The organism is Rhodococcus sp. OAS809 (assembly GCF_040546695.1).
In the GTDB taxonomy this organism is placed as follows: Bacteria; Actinomycetota; Actinomycetes; order Mycobacteriales; family Mycobacteriaceae; genus Rhodococcus_F; species Rhodococcus_F qingshengii.
This window is the reverse complement of the sequence record NZ_JBEPOI010000002.1, coordinates 5,497,483-5,517,831: the sequence shown is the minus strand read 5'-3', so window position 1 is coordinate 5,517,831 and position 20,349 is coordinate 5,497,483. Positions and strand designations below refer to the sequence as shown.

Annotated in this window: 25 protein-coding genes; 11 read left to right on the top strand and 14 right to left on the bottom strand. The window is 61.8% G+C overall.

Annotation, left to right across the window (positions count from 1 at the left end):
* Positions 1-2 precede the first annotated feature (2 nt).
* A complete protein-coding gene (locus tag ABIE52_RS28900) occupies positions 3-965 on the top strand; it encodes an SDR family oxidoreductase (protein WP_042451253.1) in 963 nt (320 codons plus the stop codon).
* Positions 962-2,764, top strand: coding sequence for a fatty acid--CoA ligase FadD11 (fadD11, locus tag ABIE52_RS28895; RefSeq protein ID WP_192712262.1), 1,803 nt, complete (start codon positions 962-964; stop codon positions 2,762-2,764). The genes ABIE52_RS28900 and fadD11 overlap by 4 nt, the downstream gene beginning before the upstream one ends.
* Here the strand turns inward: fadD11 and ABIE52_RS28890 are convergent.
* From ABIE52_RS28890 to ABIE52_RS28870, 5 genes are all read right to left on the bottom strand, one after another.
* A complete protein-coding gene (locus tag ABIE52_RS28890; protein WP_192712261.1) occupies positions 2,740-3,825 on the bottom strand; it encodes a sulfate/molybdate ABC transporter ATP-binding protein in 1,086 nt (361 codons plus the stop codon). The two genes, fadD11 and ABIE52_RS28890, sit on opposite strands and share 25 nt — an antisense overlap.
* A complete protein-coding gene (locus tag ABIE52_RS28885) occupies positions 3,822-4,631 on the bottom strand; it encodes an ABC transporter permease (RefSeq protein ID WP_007733547.1) in 810 nt (269 codons plus the stop codon). The genes ABIE52_RS28890 and ABIE52_RS28885 overlap by 4 nt, the downstream gene beginning before the upstream one ends.
* Positions 4,628-5,437 carry a molybdate ABC transporter substrate-binding protein gene (gene modA / locus ABIE52_RS28880; protein ID WP_042451258.1) on the bottom strand — a complete coding sequence of 270 codons (810 nt, stop codon included), beginning with the start codon at positions 5,435-5,437 and terminating at the stop codon, positions 4,628-4,630. The genes ABIE52_RS28885 and modA overlap by 4 nt, the downstream gene beginning before the upstream one ends.
* Positions 5,438-5,462: 25 nt before the next feature.
* Entirely contained in the window at positions 5,463-5,858 is a 396-nt protein-coding gene (locus ABIE52_RS28875; protein ID WP_003940157.1) for a TOBE domain-containing protein, read from the bottom strand.
* A 125-nt stretch (positions 5,859-5,983) separates the two neighbouring features.
* A complete protein-coding gene (locus ABIE52_RS28870) occupies positions 5,984-6,562 on the bottom strand; it encodes a carboxymuconolactone decarboxylase family protein (protein WP_007733549.1) in 579 nt (192 codons plus the stop codon).
* 135 nt (positions 6,563-6,697) lie between these two features.
* On the opposite strand from ABIE52_RS28870, the gene ABIE52_RS28865 reads away from it, so the two are divergent.
* Positions 6,698-7,888, top strand: a complete 1,191-nt coding sequence (locus tag ABIE52_RS28865; RefSeq protein ID WP_003939670.1) for a pyridoxal phosphate-dependent aminotransferase — start codon at positions 6,698-6,700, stop codon at positions 7,886-7,888.
* Positions 7,885-8,895 (top strand): AraC family transcriptional regulator, encoded by a 1,011-nt coding sequence (locus ABIE52_RS28860; protein ID WP_003940556.1) that lies wholly within the window; start codon positions 7,885-7,887, stop codon positions 8,893-8,895. Before ABIE52_RS28865 ends, ABIE52_RS28860 begins: the two co-directional genes overlap by 4 nt.
* On the opposite strand, the gene ABIE52_RS28855 is transcribed toward ABIE52_RS28860, so the two are convergent.
* Both ABIE52_RS28855 and ABIE52_RS28850 read right to left on the bottom strand, forming a co-directional pair.
* Entirely contained in the window at positions 8,892-9,317 is a 426-nt protein-coding gene (locus ABIE52_RS28855) for a VOC family protein (protein ID WP_003940409.1), read from the bottom strand. The genes ABIE52_RS28860 and ABIE52_RS28855 overlap by 4 nt on opposite strands.
* Before the next feature lie 57 nt (positions 9,318-9,374).
* Positions 9,375-9,815, bottom strand: coding sequence for an Lrp/AsnC family transcriptional regulator (locus tag ABIE52_RS28850; RefSeq protein ID WP_020970517.1), 441 nt, complete (start codon positions 9,813-9,815; stop codon positions 9,375-9,377).
* A 79-nt stretch (positions 9,816-9,894) separates the two neighbouring features.
* Here ABIE52_RS28850 and ABIE52_RS28845 point away from each other — a divergent pair, with 79 nt between their 5' ends.
* The 3 genes from ABIE52_RS28845 (at position 9,895) to nicT (ending at position 12,240) form a co-directional block, all read left to right on the top strand.
* Complete coding sequence (locus ABIE52_RS28845; RefSeq protein WP_003940360.1) at positions 9,895-10,632, top strand: AzlC family ABC transporter permease; 738 nt, start codon at positions 9,895-9,897, stop codon at positions 10,630-10,632.
* Positions 10,625-10,954, top strand: a complete 330-nt coding sequence (locus ABIE52_RS28840) for a branched-chain amino acid transporter permease (protein ID WP_003940007.1) — start codon at positions 10,625-10,627, stop codon at positions 10,952-10,954. Before ABIE52_RS28845 ends, ABIE52_RS28840 begins: the two co-directional genes overlap by 8 nt.
* A gap of 140 nt (positions 10,955-11,094) precedes the next feature.
* Complete coding sequence (gene nicT / locus ABIE52_RS28835) at positions 11,095-12,240, top strand: Nickel transporter NicT (RefSeq protein WP_082661372.1); 1,146 nt, start codon at positions 11,095-11,097, stop codon at positions 12,238-12,240.
* A 22-nt stretch (positions 12,241-12,262) separates the two neighbouring features.
* On the opposite strand, the gene ABIE52_RS28830 is transcribed toward nicT, so the two are convergent.
* The gene (locus tag ABIE52_RS28830) at positions 12,263-12,631 is read right to left on the bottom strand and encodes a hypothetical protein (RefSeq protein WP_054825539.1); all 369 of its coding nucleotides are present in this window, start codon (positions 12,629-12,631) and stop codon (positions 12,263-12,265) included.
* A 136-nt stretch (positions 12,632-12,767) separates the two neighbouring features.
* Between ABIE52_RS28830 and ABIE52_RS28825 the strand changes: the two genes are divergently transcribed.
* Positions 12,768-13,142 (top strand): hypothetical protein, encoded by a 375-nt coding sequence (locus ABIE52_RS28825; protein WP_003940551.1) that lies wholly within the window; start codon positions 12,768-12,770, stop codon positions 13,140-13,142.
* Positions 13,143-13,195: 53 nt separating this feature from the next.
* Here ABIE52_RS28825 and ABIE52_RS28820 read toward each other — a convergent pair whose 3' ends face one another.
* Positions 13,196-13,657: a hypothetical protein gene (locus tag ABIE52_RS28820; protein ID WP_003940014.1), complete on the bottom strand. Its 462-nt coding sequence runs from the start codon at positions 13,655-13,657 to the stop codon at positions 13,196-13,198.
* Positions 13,658-13,740: 83 nt separating this feature from the next.
* Positions 13,741-14,532 (bottom strand): MerR family transcriptional regulator, encoded by a 792-nt coding sequence (locus tag ABIE52_RS28815; protein ID WP_192712260.1) that lies wholly within the window; start codon positions 14,530-14,532, stop codon positions 13,741-13,743.
* 248 nt (positions 14,533-14,780) lie between these two features.
* Here ABIE52_RS28815 and ABIE52_RS28810 point away from each other — a divergent pair, with 248 nt between their 5' ends.
* Complete coding sequence (locus ABIE52_RS28810) at positions 14,781-15,008, top strand: hypothetical protein (protein WP_020970523.1); 228 nt, start codon at positions 14,781-14,783, stop codon at positions 15,006-15,008.
* Between the two features lie 94 nt (positions 15,009-15,102).
* Here the strand turns inward: ABIE52_RS28810 and ABIE52_RS28805 are convergent, their stop codons facing one another.
* On the bottom strand, positions 15,103-15,519 hold the full coding sequence (locus ABIE52_RS28805) for a DUF7144 family membrane protein (RefSeq protein ID WP_007733561.1): 417 nt from the start codon (positions 15,517-15,519) through the stop codon (positions 15,103-15,105).
* Between the two features lie 147 nt (positions 15,520-15,666).
* Here ABIE52_RS28805 and ABIE52_RS28800 point away from each other — a divergent pair, with 147 nt between their 5' ends.
* Positions 15,667-16,299 (top strand): alpha-ketoglutarate-dependent dioxygenase AlkB, encoded by a 633-nt coding sequence (locus tag ABIE52_RS28800; protein ID WP_007733562.1) that lies wholly within the window; start codon positions 15,667-15,669, stop codon positions 16,297-16,299.
* On the opposite strand, the gene ABIE52_RS28795 is transcribed toward ABIE52_RS28800, so the two are convergent.
* Both ABIE52_RS28795 and ABIE52_RS28790 read right to left on the bottom strand, forming a co-directional pair.
* On the bottom strand, positions 16,292-17,830 hold the full coding sequence (locus ABIE52_RS28795; RefSeq protein ID WP_192712259.1) for a class I adenylate-forming enzyme family protein: 1,539 nt from the start codon (positions 17,828-17,830) through the stop codon (positions 16,292-16,294). The two genes, ABIE52_RS28800 and ABIE52_RS28795, sit on opposite strands and share 8 nt — an antisense overlap.
* A complete protein-coding gene (locus ABIE52_RS28790; protein ID WP_003939849.1) occupies positions 17,827-18,654 on the bottom strand; it encodes a crotonase/enoyl-CoA hydratase family protein in 828 nt (275 codons plus the stop codon). The genes ABIE52_RS28795 and ABIE52_RS28790 overlap by 4 nt, the downstream gene beginning before the upstream one ends.
* A gap of 105 nt (positions 18,655-18,759) precedes the next feature.
* Between ABIE52_RS28790 and ABIE52_RS28785 the strand changes: the two genes are divergently transcribed.
* Positions 18,760-19,533 (top strand): hypothetical protein, encoded by a 774-nt coding sequence (locus tag ABIE52_RS28785; protein ID WP_054188890.1) that lies wholly within the window; start codon positions 18,760-18,762, stop codon positions 19,531-19,533.
* 22 nt (positions 19,534-19,555) lie between these two features.
* Here ABIE52_RS28785 and ABIE52_RS28780 read toward each other — a convergent pair whose 3' ends face one another.
* On the bottom strand, positions 19,556-20,248 hold the full coding sequence (locus ABIE52_RS28780; protein WP_047270983.1) for an SDR family NAD(P)-dependent oxidoreductase: 693 nt from the start codon (positions 20,246-20,248) through the stop codon (positions 19,556-19,558).
* Positions 20,249-20,349: the final 101 nt, after the last annotated feature.

Below are 20,349 nucleotides of genomic sequence, written 5' to 3'. Positions count from 1 at the left end.
CAATGACGGGACGCTTGTCCGCAATTGCGGGAACAGTCCGCGATCTGGGCATTCCACTGCCCGGACGCCGAATCGACTACGACGTCGCCGGGAAGGTCGTACTGATCACCGGTGGAGGCGACGGTATCGGTGCAGCGCTGGCGCGCACTCTCCACCGGCGTGGGGCCACCGTGGCACTGGTCGACGTCAACGAGAGTTCATTGGCAACGGCCGAGCGCTCATTCGAGTCACAGCGAGTCGTGACGGTGACGGCCGATGTCCGAGATCGGGACGGCATGACCGCAGCCGTGCAAACGATCATCGAGCAGCTGGGCAGAATCGACGTCGTAGTGGCCAACGCCGGAATCACCCCTCCCCCGGCAACATTGCGCCAGATCGATCCCGACGCCTTCGATCGTGTGCTCGACGTCAATCTCACCGGCGTCTTCAACACCGTGCATCCGACCATCGACGAGGTGATCCGCAACAGTGGGCACATCGTCGTCGTGTCATCGGCGGCGTCGTTCGCCCCCGGTTTGGGCGGCGCTTCGTACATGATCAGCAAGGCTGGGGTCGAAGCGCTCGGCCGGGCGCTGCGTCTCGAGGTTGCCGGCTACGGCGCTACTGCCGGCATCGCGTACTTCGGGATGGTGGATACACAACTTGCACGCGCCACACTCGACGACGACGAGATCGGCCGCAAACTCGACGCTCGACTACCCGGTCCCCTCCGTCATCGAATCTCCCCGGACCGTGCCGCCACCGTGATCGCCGACGCGATCGCGCGCCGCGCCGCCCGGACCCTTGCCCCCGCTGCCTGGGAACCCTGGGCGTGGGGACGCGGATTCATCAATGTCCTTGCCGACGGTTACCTGGCAAAAGACAAACAGGCACACGACCTGATCCGCGAACTCGAAGACAGAACCACCGCTGCGGCCCCGACGAATGCATCAGCCCTGCCAAAGGCATCCAGGAGAACATCATGACTACGTTGTGTGCAGCCTTCCAGCGAGTGTCGGCGGTAGCGCCCGACGCGGTGGCTTTGCGAGACATCGGCGATGCGCGAACACTGACGTGGCGCGCGTACGGCGAACAGGTTCGCGATGTTGCCGCGGGATTGGCCGGAATCGGCGTGGGACATGGCGATACGGTTGCATTGATGATGAGTAACCGCATCGAGTTCTACCCGATCGACGTCGGCGCCCAACACCTCGGCGCGACATCCTTCTCCATCTACAACACGTCGGCACCCGAAGCCATCCAGTACATCCTCGCCAATTCCGGTGCGCGAGTGCTCGTCTGCGAGGCCCAGTACGTGGATACCGTTCGCCGCTCCGGTGCCACACTCGACACGATCGTGGTCGTCGACGCGCAACCGTCTGCCCAGCAGTCCGGCACCCTGACGCTGGAGCAGATGAAGTCCTCTGCTGCCGCCGATTTCGATTTCGAGAGCACCTGGCGTGCGGTGAAACCGAACGACGTCGCCACGTTGATCTACACCTCCGGCACGACCGGCAACCCCAAGGGCGTCGAGACGACTCATGCCTGTCTGTTGTTCGAAACCACCGCCGTCAGTGCTGTACTCCCCGTCGAGTTCGGTGACCGCATCACCTCGTACATGCCGTCGGCGCACATCGCCGATCGGCTCACCTGCCTGTACATGCAAATGGTGTTCGGCACCCAGATCACTGTCGTGCCGGATCCGAGCCAGGTAGCGGCTGCGCTTCCGGACTGTCGCCCCACGATCTGGGGCAGTGTCCCCCGTGTGTGGGAAAAGCTGAAGGTTGCAGTCGAATCGGCCGTCGCCAACGAACCGGACGACGCGCGGCGAGCGGCATTGCAGTGGGCACTCGACGTCGGTCGCACTCGGCTCGCACACTTGCGAGCCGGTGAAACAGTCCCCGCCGAACTGGAAGCGGACTACGCCCGAGCCGATGCAATGGTCCTCTCCGCTCTGCGTGCGAAACTCGGTTTTGCCGAACTGAAGTGGGCCATCTCTGGCGCTGCACCGATTCCGCCGGACACCTTGGCATTCTTTGCAGCCCTGGGAGTTCCGATCTCGGAGATCTGGGGAATGTCCGAGCTGACATGCATTGCGAGCACCGCACCGGCCGAGCCGACCAAGCTGGGAACGGTCGGAAAGTTGCTTCCAGGCATGGAAATGCGCATCGAGGCGGACGGTGAGCTACTGGTTCGAGGACCGTTGGTCATGAAGGGGTACCGCGGCGAACCGGCAAAAACGGCCGAAGCGATCAGTGCAGACGGTTGGCTTTCGACCGGAGACATCGTCACGGCCGACGCAGACGGATACCTCACGGTGATCGATCGCAAGAAGGAGCTGATCATCAATGCGTCGGGAAAGAACATGTCCCCCGCTACCATCGAGACCGCAGTGAAGACGTCGTCGTCGTTGATCGGTGAGGTCGTGGCAATCGGAGACGGCCGAAAGTTCAACACAGCGTTGATCACTCTCAGCGCCGACGCCGCGGTCGGAGCGGCACGCTCACTGGGACTTGCGGCCGAGGCCGCGGTACTCGCCAAGGACGCTCGGATCGTCGACATCGTTGCAACTGCTGTCGCCGAGGGAAACTCGCGTCTGTCGAGGGCCGAGCAGATCAAGCGGTTTCACGTACTCACCACGTTCTGGGAGCCAGGCGGCGACGAGCTGACACCGACGATGAAGCTCAGGCGCAAGCCGATAGCCGAGAAGTACGCGTCCGAAATTGCAGCCCTCTATGCGGATTCGGTCATAGAGGACGTCTACGAGCCTGCGCCCTGCGCATAAATCAGCGTCTCGGTGGCCTTGACCACAAACGTAGCGGCCGATCCCGGAACCAGATCGAGCTCGGCCGCTGCGCTCGCCGTGATGTCGGCAGACAAGCCCGGCTGGCCGGCTTCGTCCTCGGCTCGGACTCGGACGACATCGCCTCGATTTTCGATCTCCGCGATCGTGACCGCAAACGCGTTTCGTGGGCTCCCGTGAGGCGGATCCAGGTAGACCGACACTGCTCGCGGCTCGAAGACTGCCACGGCGGCACTGCCGGCCGGTAAGTCGGTCTCCGTCTGGCCCGCGATATCCACCCCGACCGGACTTCTGAGCATTCCGTCTCCGGCGATCGTGCCGCTGCGCAAGTTGATCCCTGCGATGCGTGCTGCAAATGCACTACGCGGGCGAGTCAGAACTGTTCGTACGTCACCACGTTCGACGACCCGGCCGCCGTCCAGCACGACAACGGTGTCGGCAAGGGCCAGCGCATCCAGAGCGTCGTGCGTGACGAGCACGGCCGTGCGATCTCCTGTTCGGAGCACTCTACGCAGCAACGACCGCAATGCCGGGGCGGAGGCGACGTCGAGCGCAGACATCGGTTCGTCGAGCAGGAGTAGTTCGGGTTCAGCAGCCAATGCCCTCGCCACTGCGACTCGTTGCGCTTGACCGCCGGAGAGCTGTGACGGCTTGCGGTCAGCCAATTCGGCGGCGTCGACTGCGTCGAGCCAGTGGCGCGCGGAATCGGCGGAATCGCGACGCGACCTCCCTGCACTGCGCGGCGCGAACGCCACGTTCGCGGCCGCACTGAGGTGGGGAAAGAGAAGTGCCTCTTGCGCGAGTAGAGCAGTGCCGCGCCGATGCGGCGCCAACGCGACTCCCCTACCGGTATCGGTGAGAACGCGAGAATTCAGTTCGATCAACCCACGCCGCGGGTGATGTAGTCCGGCAACCGCCGCCAGTACCGTCGACTTGCCTGCGCCGTTCGGTCCGAGGACAGCGGTCACCTCACCGGCCGCGACGTCGAACATCGCAACGACATCGCGCTCCGGAATCTCGATGTCGACGTGGAGGCCACTCACAACGAACCCGCCGATCCGCGTCCACGCACCGCAACCACGATGACCACCGCGACTACGACCAACACCAGCGAAAGCGCTACCGCTGCATCCGGATCGGTCTCACGCTGGAGATAGATTTCCAACGGCAGGGTACGCGTGACCCCTTGCAGACTTCCCGCGAACGTCAGCGTTGCACCGAACTCCCCCAGTGCGCGAGCGAAAGCCAGCACTGCCCCTGACACCAGACCGGGAAGCACCAGCGGCAAAGTCACCCGGCGAAGCACGGTGGTCGGGCGGGCTCCGAGCGTCGAGGCTACAGCCTCGTATCGTGTGCCCGCAGTGCGTAGCGCACCTTCGAGGCTGACGACGAGGAAGGGTAGCGCGACAAACGTCTGCGCCAGGACCACCGCGGTTGTCGAGAATGCTATCTGGATGCCGAGCACTTCCAACTGCTCACCGATCAACCCTTTGCGCCCGAACGTGTACAGCAACGCGATACCGCCCACCACTGGCGGCAGAACCAGCGGGAGCAGAATCAAGGATCGAAGAACGGACAGTCCCCGAAAATGACTGCGCGCCAACACCGCGGCCATCGGTACCCCGAACAGGATGCACAGCAGCGTGCTCATCGCTGCTGTCTTCAAACTCAGTTTCAACGCGGCAACCGACGATTCGGAAGTCACGAGTTCCCAGAACTGCGACCACTGCACGGTGGCCAGCATCGCCGCCAAGGGCGCGATGACAAACGCCCCGCCGATCAGCGCGGGAAGGTAAATCCATACCGGCAACCCGAGCGGGGCTCGGGCTGACGGTCGTAGGCGTGTCACGGAGCAGCGAATCCCGCGTCACCCAGAACTGCCAAGCCCTTGGGGCCCTTCACGAGATCGACGAACTTCGTTGCCGTTTCCGAATTCTTCGAATCCTTCAGCACCGCAATCTGGTACAGGTTGACCACCGTGGTGGCTTCCGGGAACGCGACGGTCTGAACCTTGTCACCAGCGGACTTCGCGTCGGTGACGTAAACGATGCCGGCATCGGCCTGCCCGGACGTCACCTTGTTGAGAACGTCGGTCACCGACGATTCTTCGCTGACGGGCGAGAGGGTCTCGCCTGTGGCCGTCTCGACCTTCTTCGTAGCCGCGCCACAAGGGACCTGCGGAGCGCAGATCACCAGTTGCGTCCCCTCCTTTGCCAGATCGGCGAACGACGCGATGCCCTTCGGATTGCCCGGCGGCACAACAATCGTCAAGGTGTTGCTCGCGAAGTCCGAGGGCGACCCCGCGACGACGCCGGCGTCGGTGGCCTTGGTCATGTTGGCGGCGTCAGCCGAGGCGAACACGTCAGCCGGTGCGCCCTGGGTGATCTGAGCGACGAGGTCCGAGGACCCGGCAAAGCTGAATGTGACCGATGAACCGGGGTTCTCGGACTCGAATTCCTTGCCGAGTTCGGTGAAGCTGTTCTTGAGTGACGCCGCTGCGAAGACGGTGATGCTTCCCGTGGCACTATCACTGGAAGTGGTTGTGGTCGGAGCGGCCGACGACGTCTCCGACGAAGAATTATCGGAGGAACTACAACCGGTCACCAGGGCAAGCGAAAAGGCACCTGCTGCAACAAGTCCGACTACACGCTTCACGAATTTCCTCCAGTATGTTCAAAAACTACGGCGTTTCCACGATGACCGTGGTGGCCTTCACGATTGCGACTCCGATACTCCCGACCTCGAGTCCGAGCTCCCGAACCGCGTCGGTACTCATCAACGAGACGACAGTGAAGGGCCCACACTGCATTTCGACCTGAGCCATCACCTTGTCGGTGACGACCTTGGTGACGAGGCCGGCGAACCGGTTGCGGGCCGAACTCGCACCCGTGAGCGGATCGGCCGGTGCGGGTCCGGCGTTGGACCGGGCGAAGCCCGCCAACTCGGCACCGTCGATGACCTTGCGGCCGGAGTCGTCCGTCGTCGCGGTGAGAAGCCCACCGTCGACCCACCGCCGGACGGTGTCGTCACTAACACCGAGCAGGCCGGCAGCTTCGCGGATTCGAATGTTGGGCACCAGGTGATCGTAGGTCGCAAGTGCGGACCTAACAAGCCGAAATGCTCCGCAGATGCGTGAACTAGTCAATCATGATCACGTATCTGCGGAGCATTGTCGATAGTTGCCGTAGACGAATCAGCGCATCATTCTTCTGCCCAGGGCACACGGCAGGAGTCGGTGCTGAACCCCTGCTCGGTAATCCCCAACGCCGAATACATCCGGGCGCGCATGTTTTCGAGCCCGATCTGATAGGTCAGTTCCACGACGCCCGCTCGCCCGAACCTGCGCTCGAGATCCGCGACCTGTTCGTCCGTCACCCCGTTCTCCCCATGGGGGTCACCGGTCATGGCGTCGGCGTAGGCGATCGCGGCCCGCTCGTCTTCGCTGTACTTCGATGAATCCCGGTAGTTCGCGATCTCTTTCAACTTGTCGATGTCCAAACCGTCCAAGCGCGAGAGCATCGTCCCGAAGTCGACACACCACGAGCAGCCGACAGTCCAGGCGACGCGATAGACGGCCAGTTCACGAATGTTCGACGGCAGCACCTTCGACGCCTTCTGCACAGCCATTTCGTGGCGGGCAGCCGCTACGAACAATTTCCGATGGTTGGCCAGGACGGCAAAGGGCTCGGGGACTTCGTCGTACTGCCTGGCGGCGAATTTGTATGCCACTTTGATCAACGGACTGGCTTCTGACGGTGTCACTGCGGGAATGCGAGTCATGGCAAGCCTCCGTATGTTCTGGGGCACCGGATTCGATGCTCTCTACAGAGTTGGACGATGGCGGCGATTCAAACGTGACAAGCACCGCGTCCGAGCGGATGTGAGGATGCGGTGTCAGCCGACTAAGCTGCAAAGATGCCTTCGACGCCCCGCAACCGCACCGTCTCGCGTCTGCAGCCGTTCGCATCCACGATCTTCGCCGAGATGACAGCGTTGGCCACACTTCACGACGCGGTCAACCTCGGTCAGGGCTTTCCGGATACCGACGGTCCTGCGGCCATGCTCGAGGTAGCGCGCCGAGCCATCGCCGAGGGCGTCAATCAATACCCGCCCGGTCCGGGCATGCCCGTCTTGCGTCAGGCCATCGCGGAGGATCGGCGCATCCGCTACGGACTCGACAGTGATCCCGACTCCGAAGTTCTGGTCACCGTCGGCGCCACCGAGGCGATCAGTGCTGCGATTCTCGGACTGGTCGAACCCGGCGAAGAAGTAGTGCTGATCGAGCCGTACTACGACTCCTACGCTGCATCCGTCGCGTTGGCAGGCGCTGTACGTCGCACAGTTCCGTTGGTAACCGCGGGAGACGGATTTGCGGTCGATCTCGATGCATTGCGCGGCGCGATCACCGCCAAGACGAAGATGCTGATCGTCAACAGTCCTCACAACCCCACCGGCACCGTATTCACCGATCACGAACTTCGAGCGATCGCCGAACTCGCATGCGAACGCGACCTGATCGTGTTGAGCGACGAGGTCTACGAGCACTTGGTCTTCGACGGCCTCACCCACACACCGATGGCGTCGCTCCCGGGCATGCGTGAGCGCACCGTCACGGTGTCCAGTGCCGCAAAGACTTTCAATGTCACCGGCTGGAAAACCGGCTGGGCGATCGGCCCGCGCGAACTCATCGACGGAGTCCGTGCCGCCAAGCAGTTCATGTCATTTGTTGCCGGTGCACCGTTCCAACCGGCCGTTGCCTACGCGCTCACCAACGAACAGCCGTGGGTCGTCGAACTTCGACAGAGCTTGCAAGGCAAACGCGACGTGCTCGGTAAAGCTCTGACCGAGGCCGGTTTCACGGTGCATTCCGGTGGCGGCACGTACTTCCTCCTTGCCGACATCAGACCGTTGGGCGAAACCGATGCGGGAGATTTCTGCCGCGCACTGCCCGAGCGGATCGGCGTCGCGGCCGTTCCGGTCGACGTGTTCGCGGACAACCGCGACGATTGGAAGCACCTGGTGCGCTTCGCCTTCTGCAAGCAGGACCACATTCTGTCCGAAGCTGCACGCCGTCTCCACCTGCTCCAAGGAGCAGCGCACCCATGACAGCGCGGACCATCCCGACCGCATTCGTCCACCGCTATCTCGCGTTCTCGCCGGACAACGACGTCGATTTGTCGGGTGCACTGCGCGCTGCCGGGATCGACCTCGAGACACTGTCCGACCCGCGCGCCCGGCTGACCCCGACTCAGGTCACCACGTTCATCCAATCCACCTGGCAGATCACCGACGACGAATTGTTCGGCCTCGGATCCGCCCCGGTCCCCCGTGGCACTTTCCGATTGATCTGCCTGACGTTGATCCATTGCCCTGATCTCGGATCGGCCTTCGCTCGAATGTCCGACGTGATCCGTGCGCTACCGGCTCTGGCCCCACTGTCGATCGAGAAGGGCGAGGAAAGCACTCGGGTGAGTTTCGCTGTCCGAGCTCGCGAAGGCGTCGCCGAACCTGATGTCGCAGAACGTGTCACAACCGATTTCGTCCTGATCTTGCTGCACCGATTTTCCGCATGGTTGATCGGAAAGCGCGTCCGACTTCGGGCGGTCGAGTTTCCGTACTCGGCACCGGATGCACGGTTGGCGCAGGACTACGACTACATCTTCGGAGCGCCGGTCACCTTCGGCGCGAAGCGCGCGGCACTGGAGTTCGACAACTCGGCCATGCGTGCACCGATCATCCAAACCGAGGAGACGTTGGAGGAGTACCTCCGAGAATCTCCGATTCAGCTCATGTCCGAACGTGATTACGACAGCACTGCGTCGGCGCAGGTACGACGGGTCCTGGAACTCGGGGTGAAGGGGCGAACCTCCACGGCCGAGGAGATCGCGGAGATGCTCTCGATCAGCGTTCCCCATCTGCGTCGACTGCTGCGGCGTGACGGAACATCACTCAATCAACTACGCGAGGAAGTGCTCCGCGACGTAGCCATCGCTGGTTTGCGGCGCGGAGAATCCGTCGAAGTACTCTCGGCGCGATTGGGGTTCTCCGAGCCCAGCGCCTTCCGTCGGGCCTTCAAACGATGGACCGGCGACACTCCGAGTTCGTACCGCTAGCTGACGCAGAACTCGTTTCCTTCGGGATCGGTCATCGTGATCCACACGCTCGGCCCCTGCGCTCCTCGGTGCAGGATCGTCGCCCCCACCGTCTCGAGGTGCGCTGCGACATCCTCGCGCTTGTCGCCCACTCGTATGTCGAAATGGAGCCGGTTCTTCACCGTCTTCGATTCCGGAACCAGTTGGAACAGAACGCGGGGACGTTCGGGATGCTCCGGATCGCTGATGGCCGCACCTTCGCGCCAGACGAGGACTCCCTCGAATGTCGTGGTGTCGGATTCCTTGGCGTGACCAGCGGCGACGAGGCCCCTGATGAAGTCTTCGTCGCTGGGCTCCGCTGCCCACCCGAGTGCTGCGGCCCACCACTTCGCCTGTTCGTGCGGATGTGCCGAATCTACTGTGACTTGAAATTCGTATCCCATGTTCCGACGTTAACGCCGACCACCGACACCTAGTGAAGGTTCAGCCGAGCCCGGGCATCAGTCGACACTCTTGATGGTCTTCATGGTGATCAACGATGTCACCCGCGAGACAGCCGGAAGCCCGCTGAGCTTGGTGACCATGAAGTTCTCGTACGTCGCGAGATCTTTCACCGCGACGCGAATGAAGTAGTCGGGAATTCCGAACAATCTCCGACATTCGATCACTTCGTCGAAGGCGGCGACCTGGGATTCGAAGTCCTCGATGGTGGCCTGGTCGTTGACTCCGATCTCGGCGGTGACGATCACTTGAAATCCTCGGCCAAGCGCTTCCTGACTGACGATCGCGCGGTACCCGGTGATGATTCCGTCGGCTTCGAGCTTTTTCACGCGGCGCAGGCAAGGGGACGGTGTCAGACCCACCAGATCCGCCAACTCGGTATTGGTCAAACTCGAGTCCTGGCGTAGGTGAAACAAAATTGCGTCATCCATGGCATCCATCGCACTATTATTGCGCACCGTTCAATATGTGGGCATTCTGAGCAATCGATCACCTCGATCTTTGTTATAGATTTGCGTCGTGATCGAACCAGCATCGTCGACGGCCGCACCGGCCGTCGAACTCCCACCGCGAACCCCGGCGTGGCGGCACGCCTTCCAGCTGTCGCTACCGGTTGGATTCGGCCTGCTCCCACTCGGGATCGCACTTGGCGTTCTTGTGGTCCAACAAGGGCTCAGCCCTTGGTGGGCAGTCGCTTTCACCTCGCTGATCTACGCAGGATCGCTGGAGTTTCTCGCGGTCGGAATGGTCGCGGCCATGACACCGCTGCCGTACGTCGCTCTGACCGCACTGCTGGTCAACTTTCGACATGTGTTCTACGCCTTGAGTTTTCCGCTGGAAAAGATTCGCAACCCCTTCGCCCGCTTCTACAGCATGTTCGCGCTGACCGACGAGGCCTATGCGATGTCGGTAACTGCCGATCCCAAGGCACTCACCGGACGCGTCATCGTCTACTCCCAGCTGTACCTGCACGGCTACTGGATCGGTGGCGCGATTCTGGGCGCGACAGCAGGACAGTGGATTCCGGACTCGATCGTCGGCCTCGACTTCGCCCTGACGGCGTTGTTCGTCGTCCTCTCGATCGAAGCGATTCGCGCACAAAACGGATTCGCGGTGCCGGTCGCCGCGGTCACCTGCGCTCTGGTCGCCCGGCTCGCAGCGCCGGACCACATGCTGCCAATTGCGATGGGCGCCTTCGTGCTCTTCCTGATCGGGCGCTTTGTCTACGACTCACGAAAGGCGAAGATCGATGCCTGACACCTCGTACATCTTTGCGGCGGTCGCAGTCATGGCCGTGGTCACCTTCGCGCTGCGCGCAATCCCCTTCGCCGCGCTCATGCCGCTGCGCTCCTCCGCCCTGGTCGGCTACCTCGGCATCTACATGCCGGCAGGCGTCATGTTGATTCTCGTCATGTATTCACTCAAAGGGGTGTCGATCACCGCCCCTTCTCATGGCCTACCCGAACTGATTGCAGTGTGCGCCACGATCGCCGCGCACCTCTGGCGAAAGAATGCCGTCCTGAGCATCGTCGTCGGAACGACGATCTACGTCGCGCTGGTCAATACCGTGTTCGCCTGAGCATTTCCCATCCGGGAGCAAAGCAGTTTTACCCCCGGATGGGTGATTTGTAACCTCCAGGCGCTTATCTGAACAGTTGAACACTTATACGATTTCAGTAGCGTGGCCGCCGGCCGCGACTGAAGGATCGGTGAGGTTCGATGTCCACGACAATGACCACGACGGGCACTCGAATCGCCGGTGCTTGGCACAGTCTGGATCGAGGCCAGCGTCGAAGCATCATCGGGATGACCGTCACCGTCGTAGCGCTCAACGTCGTCGGGTGGGCAGTTCTTCTCGGCCTGGTTGTCCCCGGCCACTACACGATCGAAGGCAGTGTCTTCGGCGTCGGACTCGGCGTAACGGCGTACACGCTCGGCATGCGCCATGCTTTCGACGCCGATCACATCGCCGCTATCGACAACACCACTCGGAAGTTGGTGGCGGACGGCAAGAAACCGATGTCCGTCGGGTTCTGGTTTTCGCTCGGACACTCGACCATCGTCTTCGTACTCGTCGCCCTCTTGGCTTTGGGTGTGCGGCAACTGGCCACCAGCCTTTCCGACGACAACTCCGATCTGGAGAAGTGGACCGGCTTGTTCGGCACCACCATTTCCGGCACGTTCCTGATCTTGATCGGCCTCCTGAATCTTTTCTCTCTCATCGGGATTCATCGGGTGTACACGAAGTACAAGGCCGGAACCTTCGACGAGGAACAACTCGAGAAGGAACTCGACAGCCGCGGCGCCTTGAACAAGATTCTGGGCCCGGTGATGAAGATGGTTCGCAAGCCCTGGCACATGTACCCGGTCGGCCTACTGTTCGGATTGGGATTCGACACCGTCACCGAAGTCGGGCTGTTGGTGATCGCCGGCGGCGCGGCGGCGACAGGGCTCCCGTGGTATTCGATCCTCGTTCTGCCGATCCTCTTCTGCGCCGGGATGTCGCTTTTCGACTCGATCGACGGATCGTTCATGAACTTCGCCTACGGTTGGGCATTTGCTCAGCCGGTCCGAAAGATCTACTACAACATGGTGATCACCGGACTCTCGGTGGCAGTGGCACTGCTGATCGGGTCCCAGGAAATCATCTCGATCTTCACCGACAAACTCGACATCCACGACGGGATTCTCGGCGCAATCGGGAACTTGGATCTCGGCGCGATGGGCTTCATCATCGTCGGACTCTTTGTTGTCACCTGGCTGATCGCCCTCCTCGTGTGGCGGTACGGCCGCATCGAAGAACGGTGGCAGGCTCAGTCCGGTGCAGCAGTAGCCCGACGAGCGACAGCAGACGAAGCGATGTGAGTTCGACTCGGTCTACGCAGAATCATGGGCCACCCGAAAGCGAATAGCTGATGTACGTCTCGCCCCATTTCAGGTACGCGCTCGACGTCGCCTGGCCGCGGATCTGGTCGTTCTGCCACTGGTAGACAGCGCGCCACGGAAATACGGAACTCACTTGTTCCAAGGTGTACTGCTCACGATGGCCCTGCGCGAATCGCTGTTCGAGATCTTCACGAGTGCGCGGCGGGAAATTGCTGATCAGGTAGGTCCGGCCGAGAGACTCGATGCGCCCTGGCGGCGCAAAGACATCAGCGCTGCGATAAGTGAAGGCCAGATACAGGTAGGCCGCCACCACAATCGTTGCCAGCGCTACCGCGCCGATCTTGATTGCACGTCGAAGCAGGGTCGGCATGGCTCACAGTACAATCCAATTCTCCTGTCGAGCACATTCAGTGCGTTTCCCACATTTATCGAAAGACGCATCCCGCGGAGTTGGCGAGATGCAATAGTGGAGTTCGAACGGGGTGAGCCCCGGCTAGGAGAAAACGGTGCGGATACGTCATGCGGTAGTGGGTGTGGCAATCACGGGACTTGTTCTTGCAGTGGCAGGCTGCGGTGGCGGCGACGGCGAAGCTGCCGAAGGACCAGGCATCGCCGTGGCGGCGGAAACCAAGCAAGTTCCCGACCGGGTGACCGTGCATCGACCTGGCCTCATCGACACCAGCATTTCCCCGTTCGACGTGCCTGCATGGCCAGGCCCGCACCCCTCCGAATTCCTCGAGCCCAACCCGCCGTCGGGCGAGAGCGGTGAGATCGCCGGCGACCAAGCCGCGACAACGTACGCGGCCTCGCTCGACAACCCCGACGCACTATGGAATGTCGGTGGCACGGTGCAGTGGCTGGTTGTCGAGCCGATTCCCTGAAGGTCTTCCATCTAGGTCTCCGCTCTGACCGACTCCAGACGATCTTTGCGAGTTCAGTCCCGCGACAACGCTGCACAGAATTCGCCGGGTTGGTCGACATGCAACCGCAGCCCACCGATCGTGGTGGGAGTGGCCTTCGAGAGCCGTTTCGGGAGCGTGACCGAGAGCGGTTGATCGAAGTCGACATCCACGACAGTGCCGTCGGGCCCCGGCAGAACCAAGCGATCGTCGACAATCGCATTTGCTGTCTCACCGAATCTTCGGACCATGCTCGCCCGCGAAATCCGTGATCGGTCCACCTCGACTCGAATGCCCGTGCCGGAACGAAACACCACCGTTCGAGCGGACACGAGATGCGGGTGCACGACGCGTCCGGCAAGCCAACCGCCAATCGCAATCAGCGACAACACCGTTGCAACGAGCAGCACGACGCGAAGCCACTGCCACGGCACCAGGAAGTGAATCGCCACGGCCTCGATCACACTCGCCGCAACAAATGCCACCGGTATCGACATGGTCCCCCCCGCGTAGCCGAAAGTCGCTGTATCACTGGAACCTCCGTCTCTCCTGCCCGTCGAGAACAACCACAGTGATCGGATCACGCCGTACCGCCTGACATGAGACGTGTTGCGACGCGCGCAACCACTTCACGTTGCGCTGGATCAGGCACCAGATCCGCGATCGCGACCGAAAAGCCGACACCTGCAGAGTCTCCGTCTGAGCACACGTCGCCGAGCACCCCGGCCAGCGATTCCTCCAGCTCGCAGGACAGACACGCGATCTCGTCTGCAACGTCGACTACCTCACGCCCAGCCAATGCAGCGAAACGACGGTACAGATCGACAATTCGATTCCGGTCGCTCTCGTCGGACAGCAATCGCGCAGCTGTGGAGAACAGTTCGTGCGGCGCTGCGCCCGAGATCGCCACCAATTCCCACATGTCGCGTTCGCGCTCGAACAAGCGTCGCACCGAACCCGTGGGGGACGACGCGATCAACTCGTCGAACACCGACAGCAGCTCCATCGGGAGCGGCGAGACCACCCTCCCAGCACCTCGCGCCGTGAGCATTTCCTCGAGGCGCACTCGCTGGTCTGCGAGGACGCGCTGCTTCCGGTCTATCTCCGCGATCAGGGAGGAAAGATCTTCGGCGAAGTCGTCCGGTTCTCGTGCATCGATCGGCGTCGGTTCGATCATCGCGGCAATGGATCCGAGTGGAATGCCGGCGGCGGAGAGCCAACGAATGCGCATCAGCCTGACCAGATCGGGAAGTTCGTAAGTTCTGTAACCGTTGGACAGTCGTCTCGGCTCGGCCAGCAACCCCAGTCGGTGATAGTGCCGAACGGTCCGCGGAGTGGTGCCTGCCGCACTGGCCACGTCGCTGATTCGCATACGAACAGCATTAACTATGACGCTACGTCATAGTCAAGGCCCGGCATGTCGGGCCTTGAGGCATAAGGTCCTGTTCTTCCTGTGTGGAGTTTCGCAGACGAATTTCGCGGGTATTGATCACTTGCGGCGGCGATTTCCAGAGCGAGGGGTCAGCCGCGCAAGGTCTGCCCCCGGCTGTCACTCGCCGGGCGGCGGGCCGCCAAAACCAGCGGGCCGCCAGAAACTATCTGTGCCAGGCGATGATTTCGATGCAAACGACACGACTCGACACCATCCTGATTCTGATCGTCGGGACGGCAATCGGACTGAGCGTCTGGCTGGCTACGCAGGAACCATTCGCGTCGATCGGACTCGGAATCGCAACGGTAGTGATCTGCTGGATCTCTTGCTCGATGATCCATGGCTTCCCACACCGATCGACGAAGGACATGCGTCCGCGCGAGAACCAGGATCGCGAGTCACCGAAACGGCGCTGACGCCGCGTAGGGATGAGGCCAACCGTGGAGGCCCGGACACAGCGAAGTGAGTGGTTCACCTACCGCAGGTGAACCACTCACTTCGGTCAGAGGATCACACCTCGTCAGGTCGCCAGGTCGCGACGGCCCAGATCACAGCGACGTCGAGGGCGATGATCACGATCGACCACAGCGGGTAGTACGGCATCCACAGGAAATTCGCCACGATCGAAAGTGCCGCGATGACGAATGCCATCCCGCGGGCCCACGCCATGCCGACGAACAATCCCAGCGACACCGCGATGCCGATGATTCCGAGCACGATGTGGATCCAACCCCATGTCGTGACATCGAATTCGAAGGTGTAATTGACTCCGACGATCAGCAGATCGTTGTCCGCGAGAGCCGCGATGCCCTGCAGCAACGCGACGATTCCCGCGACGAAGAGCAGACATGCTGCCGCCACCGTGGTCCCGATGGCAAAGCCTTGTCGGACAGGGTGGTTCGCATGAGATTGGTGCGGAGCAGTCATGACATCCCCTTCTTCGGCGAAATAGCGTGAGAACAGTATTCAAAGGTTCACGCCGCCGGACATCACCCAGCAAGGATGAACAGCCGTCCAGCACTGCAATCAAATTTCATGGGAACATATGTTCGATTTCGGTGTACGGTGGAGTCTATGACCGCCACGATGCAACCGTCTCTGTTCGACAACGGTGACCTGGGCGTCTCGTTGGGCGATCTCGAGGGCACGGTGCAGAGACGTATCCTCACCGCCGGCGCATGGGTCGACCATCGCCCGGCCTGGCTGACCGGATCGGAGGCCGTGTTCGACAATCTGGAAGCTACGGTGCCGTGGCGTTCCGAACGGCGTCAGATGTACGACCGCGTTGTCGACGTCCCTCGTCTGGTGTGTTTCTACGCAGAGAATCAACCACTGCCGGACGCACTTCTCACCGAAGCCAAAGACGCGCTGAGCAGTCACTACTTCGACGAACTCGGCGAACCATTCGCCACGTCGGGTCTCTGTTTCTATCGCGACGGTTCCGACAGCGTTGCCTGGCACGGGGACGATACGGGACGAAGTCGCACCGAGGACACGATGGTGGCCATCCTGTCTCTCGGTGCGGCTCGCCCGCTCCTATTGCGCCCTCGTGGGGGCGGCGAATCCATCCGCTTCAATCTCGGACACGGAGATCTACTCGTCATGGGCGGATCCTGCCAACGCACGTGGGAACACTGTGTCCCGAAGAGTGCGCGGGCCCTCGGGCCGAGAATCAGCGTTCAATTCCGCACTCGCGGAGTTAGATAGCGTCGCGGAGTTCGTCTCGCAGCGCCTTCCGATTGAGCTTGCCGACGGCCGTCTTCGGTATGGATTCTGCGAAAACAACCCGACGCGGCTTCTTGTACGACGCCAGTCGCTCGCCGACGTGCGCGACCAATGATGCTTGCAGTACGTCGTTTTCGACGGTCCCGTCCTCGAGTACCACCACAGCCGTGACCGCCTCCACCCACTTGGCGTCGGCGGTACCCACCACGGCGACCTCACGGACAGACGGATGCGTCAGGAGTGCATCCTCGACTTCACGGGGGTAGACGTTGTATCCGCCGCTGATGATCATGTCCGAAGCTCGGTCCTTCAAGAACAAGAATCCTTCGGCGTCGAACTGACCGATGTCACGGGTGTGAACCCAGCAGTCTTCGGTGAAGGTCTCCGCATTCAGTTCCGGTGCATTGAAGTATCCGGCGATCGCCGATGGCGATCGGATCACGATTTCACCCGGTTCTCCCTGGGGCACTTCGTTTCCCTCACCGTCGAGCAGCCTGATCTCGACGTCGATGGCCGGCTGACCACAGGACAGCAGGCGATCTTCCGTGTGATCTTCGGGCCGTAAGACTGCAATACACAGCGGTGCCTCGGTCTGCCCGTAGTACTGGAGAAAACGGTGTTGCCCCCACGCCTGCATCGCCCGTTCGATGGTGGCCAGCGGCATCGGCGACGCACCGTAGATCACGGATTTCAGACTCGAGATGTCTGCGCTCGCAAAATCAGGGCGTTCGAGGAGCATCTGAATCATCGTCGGCACCAGATTGATTGCCGTAGCCCGATGCTCGGTTATCGAGTCCAAGAAGGTCGACGGGTCGAAACCGGGGAGGATGACGGTCTTACCGCCACGGAGCCAGAACGGAAGCACGAAGACACCGCTGGCGTGAATCAGTGATGCTGCGTGCAACATCGTGTCGTCCTGAGTCGCCGGAAGCAGATTGAGCAGAACATTGCGGCAGATTCCGGCGTAGCTGCGCTGAGTGTGCTGCGCGGCCTTCAGCGTTCCCGTGGTCCCGGAAGTGAACAGCGTCAGGATCACGTCGTCGGGATCTACCTCGACGTCCGGAGTGGCCGAAGACATGCCCTGTGCTCGATCCAACAGCGAAAGCTGCCCCTCCGCACCTGTTTCCAGCCCGACGAACGTCCGATCCGGGAACCTGGCGGACAGTTCAGCAGCTCGGCCGGCAAGGTCAGTACCGAAAACGACGTGCGAGGTGTCGGTGTCCTCGAGCATTCGTGCGTGCTCGTCGAGCGAGAGTCGCGAGTTGAGCGGAACCCTGTTGATGCCGGCTTTGACACACGCAAAATCGACAGGCACGCTGGCAAGAGAGTTGTTGACCAGCAACGCAACCCGTGCGCCACGCCCGATACCGAGCGCGATGAATGTATGCGCCAATCGGCTGCTGAGTTCGTCCACTTCCGTGAACGTCATCGATCGATCGCCGAAGACGACGGCTGTTCGCGGTCCGTGCTGTCGCGCACCACGGGCGATCAGATCTCGGGTTACGGGCATCATGGTTCAGTTTCCTCGTTCGAATTCGGGTTGTTCTCGAATCGGCCGTGTCGGCCGGCGCCCGCGGCGAACGCAGCAGCGCCGCGCACACCTTCGGCGATGACAATGGGATTTCCTGCGACACCCTCGGCGCGCAGTGCTTCGGCAAGTGGTAGATCAAAAGATCGGTAGGCCGATGCGCGATCCGCGAGCATGCAGAGTTGTGGGAAAGCGGACAACTGGTGCGCAAGCTCCTTGGCTACCTGGAGTGACTGCCCCACTGGAACAACACGATTGGCCAGTCCGAAGGCCAACGCCTCCGAAGCGTCGACCGGGCGACCGGTCAAGATCATGTCGAGCGCTCGCCCCTGCCCGACGATTCGCGGCAGTCGCACGGTCCCGCCGTCGATGAGAGGAACTCCCCAGCGCCGGCAGAAGACTCCGAACACGGAATCCTCCTCGCAGATCCTCAGGTCCGCGAGCAATGAAAGCTCGAGCCCTCCGGCCACTGCGTATCCACTGACGGCGGCGATCAACGGTTTGGACAACACCAACCGACTCGGCCCCATCGGGCCGGTGCCGCCGCCTTCCGGATGCAACTCGTGCACGCGCGCGGGGTCGGAGACTGCGGTCAAATCCGCACCGGCACAAAATGTGCCGCCCGCACCCCACAGAATTGCCACCTTCTGACTCTCGTCCGACTCGAATTCCAGGAAGGCATCACGCAACTGCGCCGCCATCGGCCCGTCCACCGCATTCTTGCGATCAGGGCGATTCATCACGATGACAGTGACGCCACCGTCACGCTCCACATAGACATCGCCACCTGGTCGATCGGAGTCGGTCACGATATTTCCTCACTGCTCGCGGATAAGGTTTCCCGGTACCAACCATGCCACTTGTAACAGAATTTGTCAGGAGTTGTTCAAAAGTTGTTACAAACTGATCGAGGAATGTCCGCAACCCGAGTTGTGCTGGACCTCGCAACAGCGAGCCCGGACACCGAGTTCAGCACCGCTGTGCTGACCCGGGCCGGCGAGATCGTCGGCGTCAGCGCATCGAGCATTCGCGTGGCAACGGGCCGCCTGTGCCGAGAGAACAAACTGCGTCGTACCGCTCGTGGAACGTACGTCCTCAACCCGGACGGCATCCCCACCTACAGCGAGGTCGAGGGGTGGCGAACTCGTACCGATCGCATACGCCCCTGGGACGGCACCTGGATCGCCGTCGAGCACTCGGGGCTCAAACGAAGCGACCGCACTGCCGCCCGCCGGCACGATCAAGCGCTGCGACTGGCGGGTTACGAGGAGTGGAAGCCCACACTCGCAGTCCGTCCGAACAATCTCCTCGGCGGCACGGACAGCGCCCGCCGCACTCTCCGCCGACTCGGCGCCGCCCCCGAATCGGCCGTCATGGAAATCGCTCACCTTGCCCCCGAGGATGATTCGACAATCCGCACACTCTGGAACTCGGAAGCACTGTTGGCCGACATCGCCGAGGCCCGTGAAGCACTCACACAGGCGCAAACACGCCTGGCGACAATCAGTCGCGAGGAGGCGGCCCGCGAATCACTTGCTCTGGGCAGCGCGGTGATCGCGGTCATCGTGCGCAATCCGCTCCTTCCGGAAGAACTCGAACCGACACAGCCACTGCGCGAACTGATCTCGCACATGCTCGAGTACCAGGACGCATCTCGCGAACTGTGGCAGTCACTGCTCCGGTTCTGATCGATTTCTCCCAGAAGGTAATTCAGTATGTTGCACGGCCGCCGCTGGCGTCGTACACGGCGCCGGTCGAGTAACTTACCGCCGACGACGACAGCCAGGAGATCAGTTCGGCAATCTCGTCGGCCCTCCCCATTCGCGCCATCGGCGTCAAAGACTGCGAACGGGCGAGGATGGCCGGATCGGTGCCGGCATTCATAGGACTTTCCACGGCCGCCGGAGCTATCGCGTTGACCAGCACACCGGTGGTGGCGACTTCTTTGCCGAGTGATTTCGTCAGCGCGACGACGGCCGCTTTGGACGCGGAATATGCACTCTGATTCGGGTTTCCGTCCTTGGCCGCAATACTTGCGAGGTTGACGACCCTCCCCCACCCCGACGCAACCATCCCCGGCACGAACGCCCGGCACATCAGGAATGTCCCTTCGACGTTGATGCGGAACGTACGCTGCCAAGCCGCGAGGTCGACGTCGACGAGTGGCGCTGATGGTCCGACGATTCCCGCACTGTTGATCAAGATGTCGACTCTGCCGAGCCTGGTTCGAAGCGCATCGACTGCTGTCGGATCACTCACGTCGAGTTGTTCGTCCGCGCCGTCGGCAAGATCTGCCGTTACCACCCGAACTCCCCTCTCCGTCAACAGCTTTGCACTGGCGGCGCCGATTCCGCTCGCACCGCCGGTAACGAGCGCTGTGACACCCTCTGGGTAACCCCGCATCGCATTCACTCCTGAGTTTCTGTGCGCTATGCACTCAATTTATGTTGCAAACAGGCATAATTGCCGTCACACTGTGTAGAAATTCTGAATATATGGCGTTT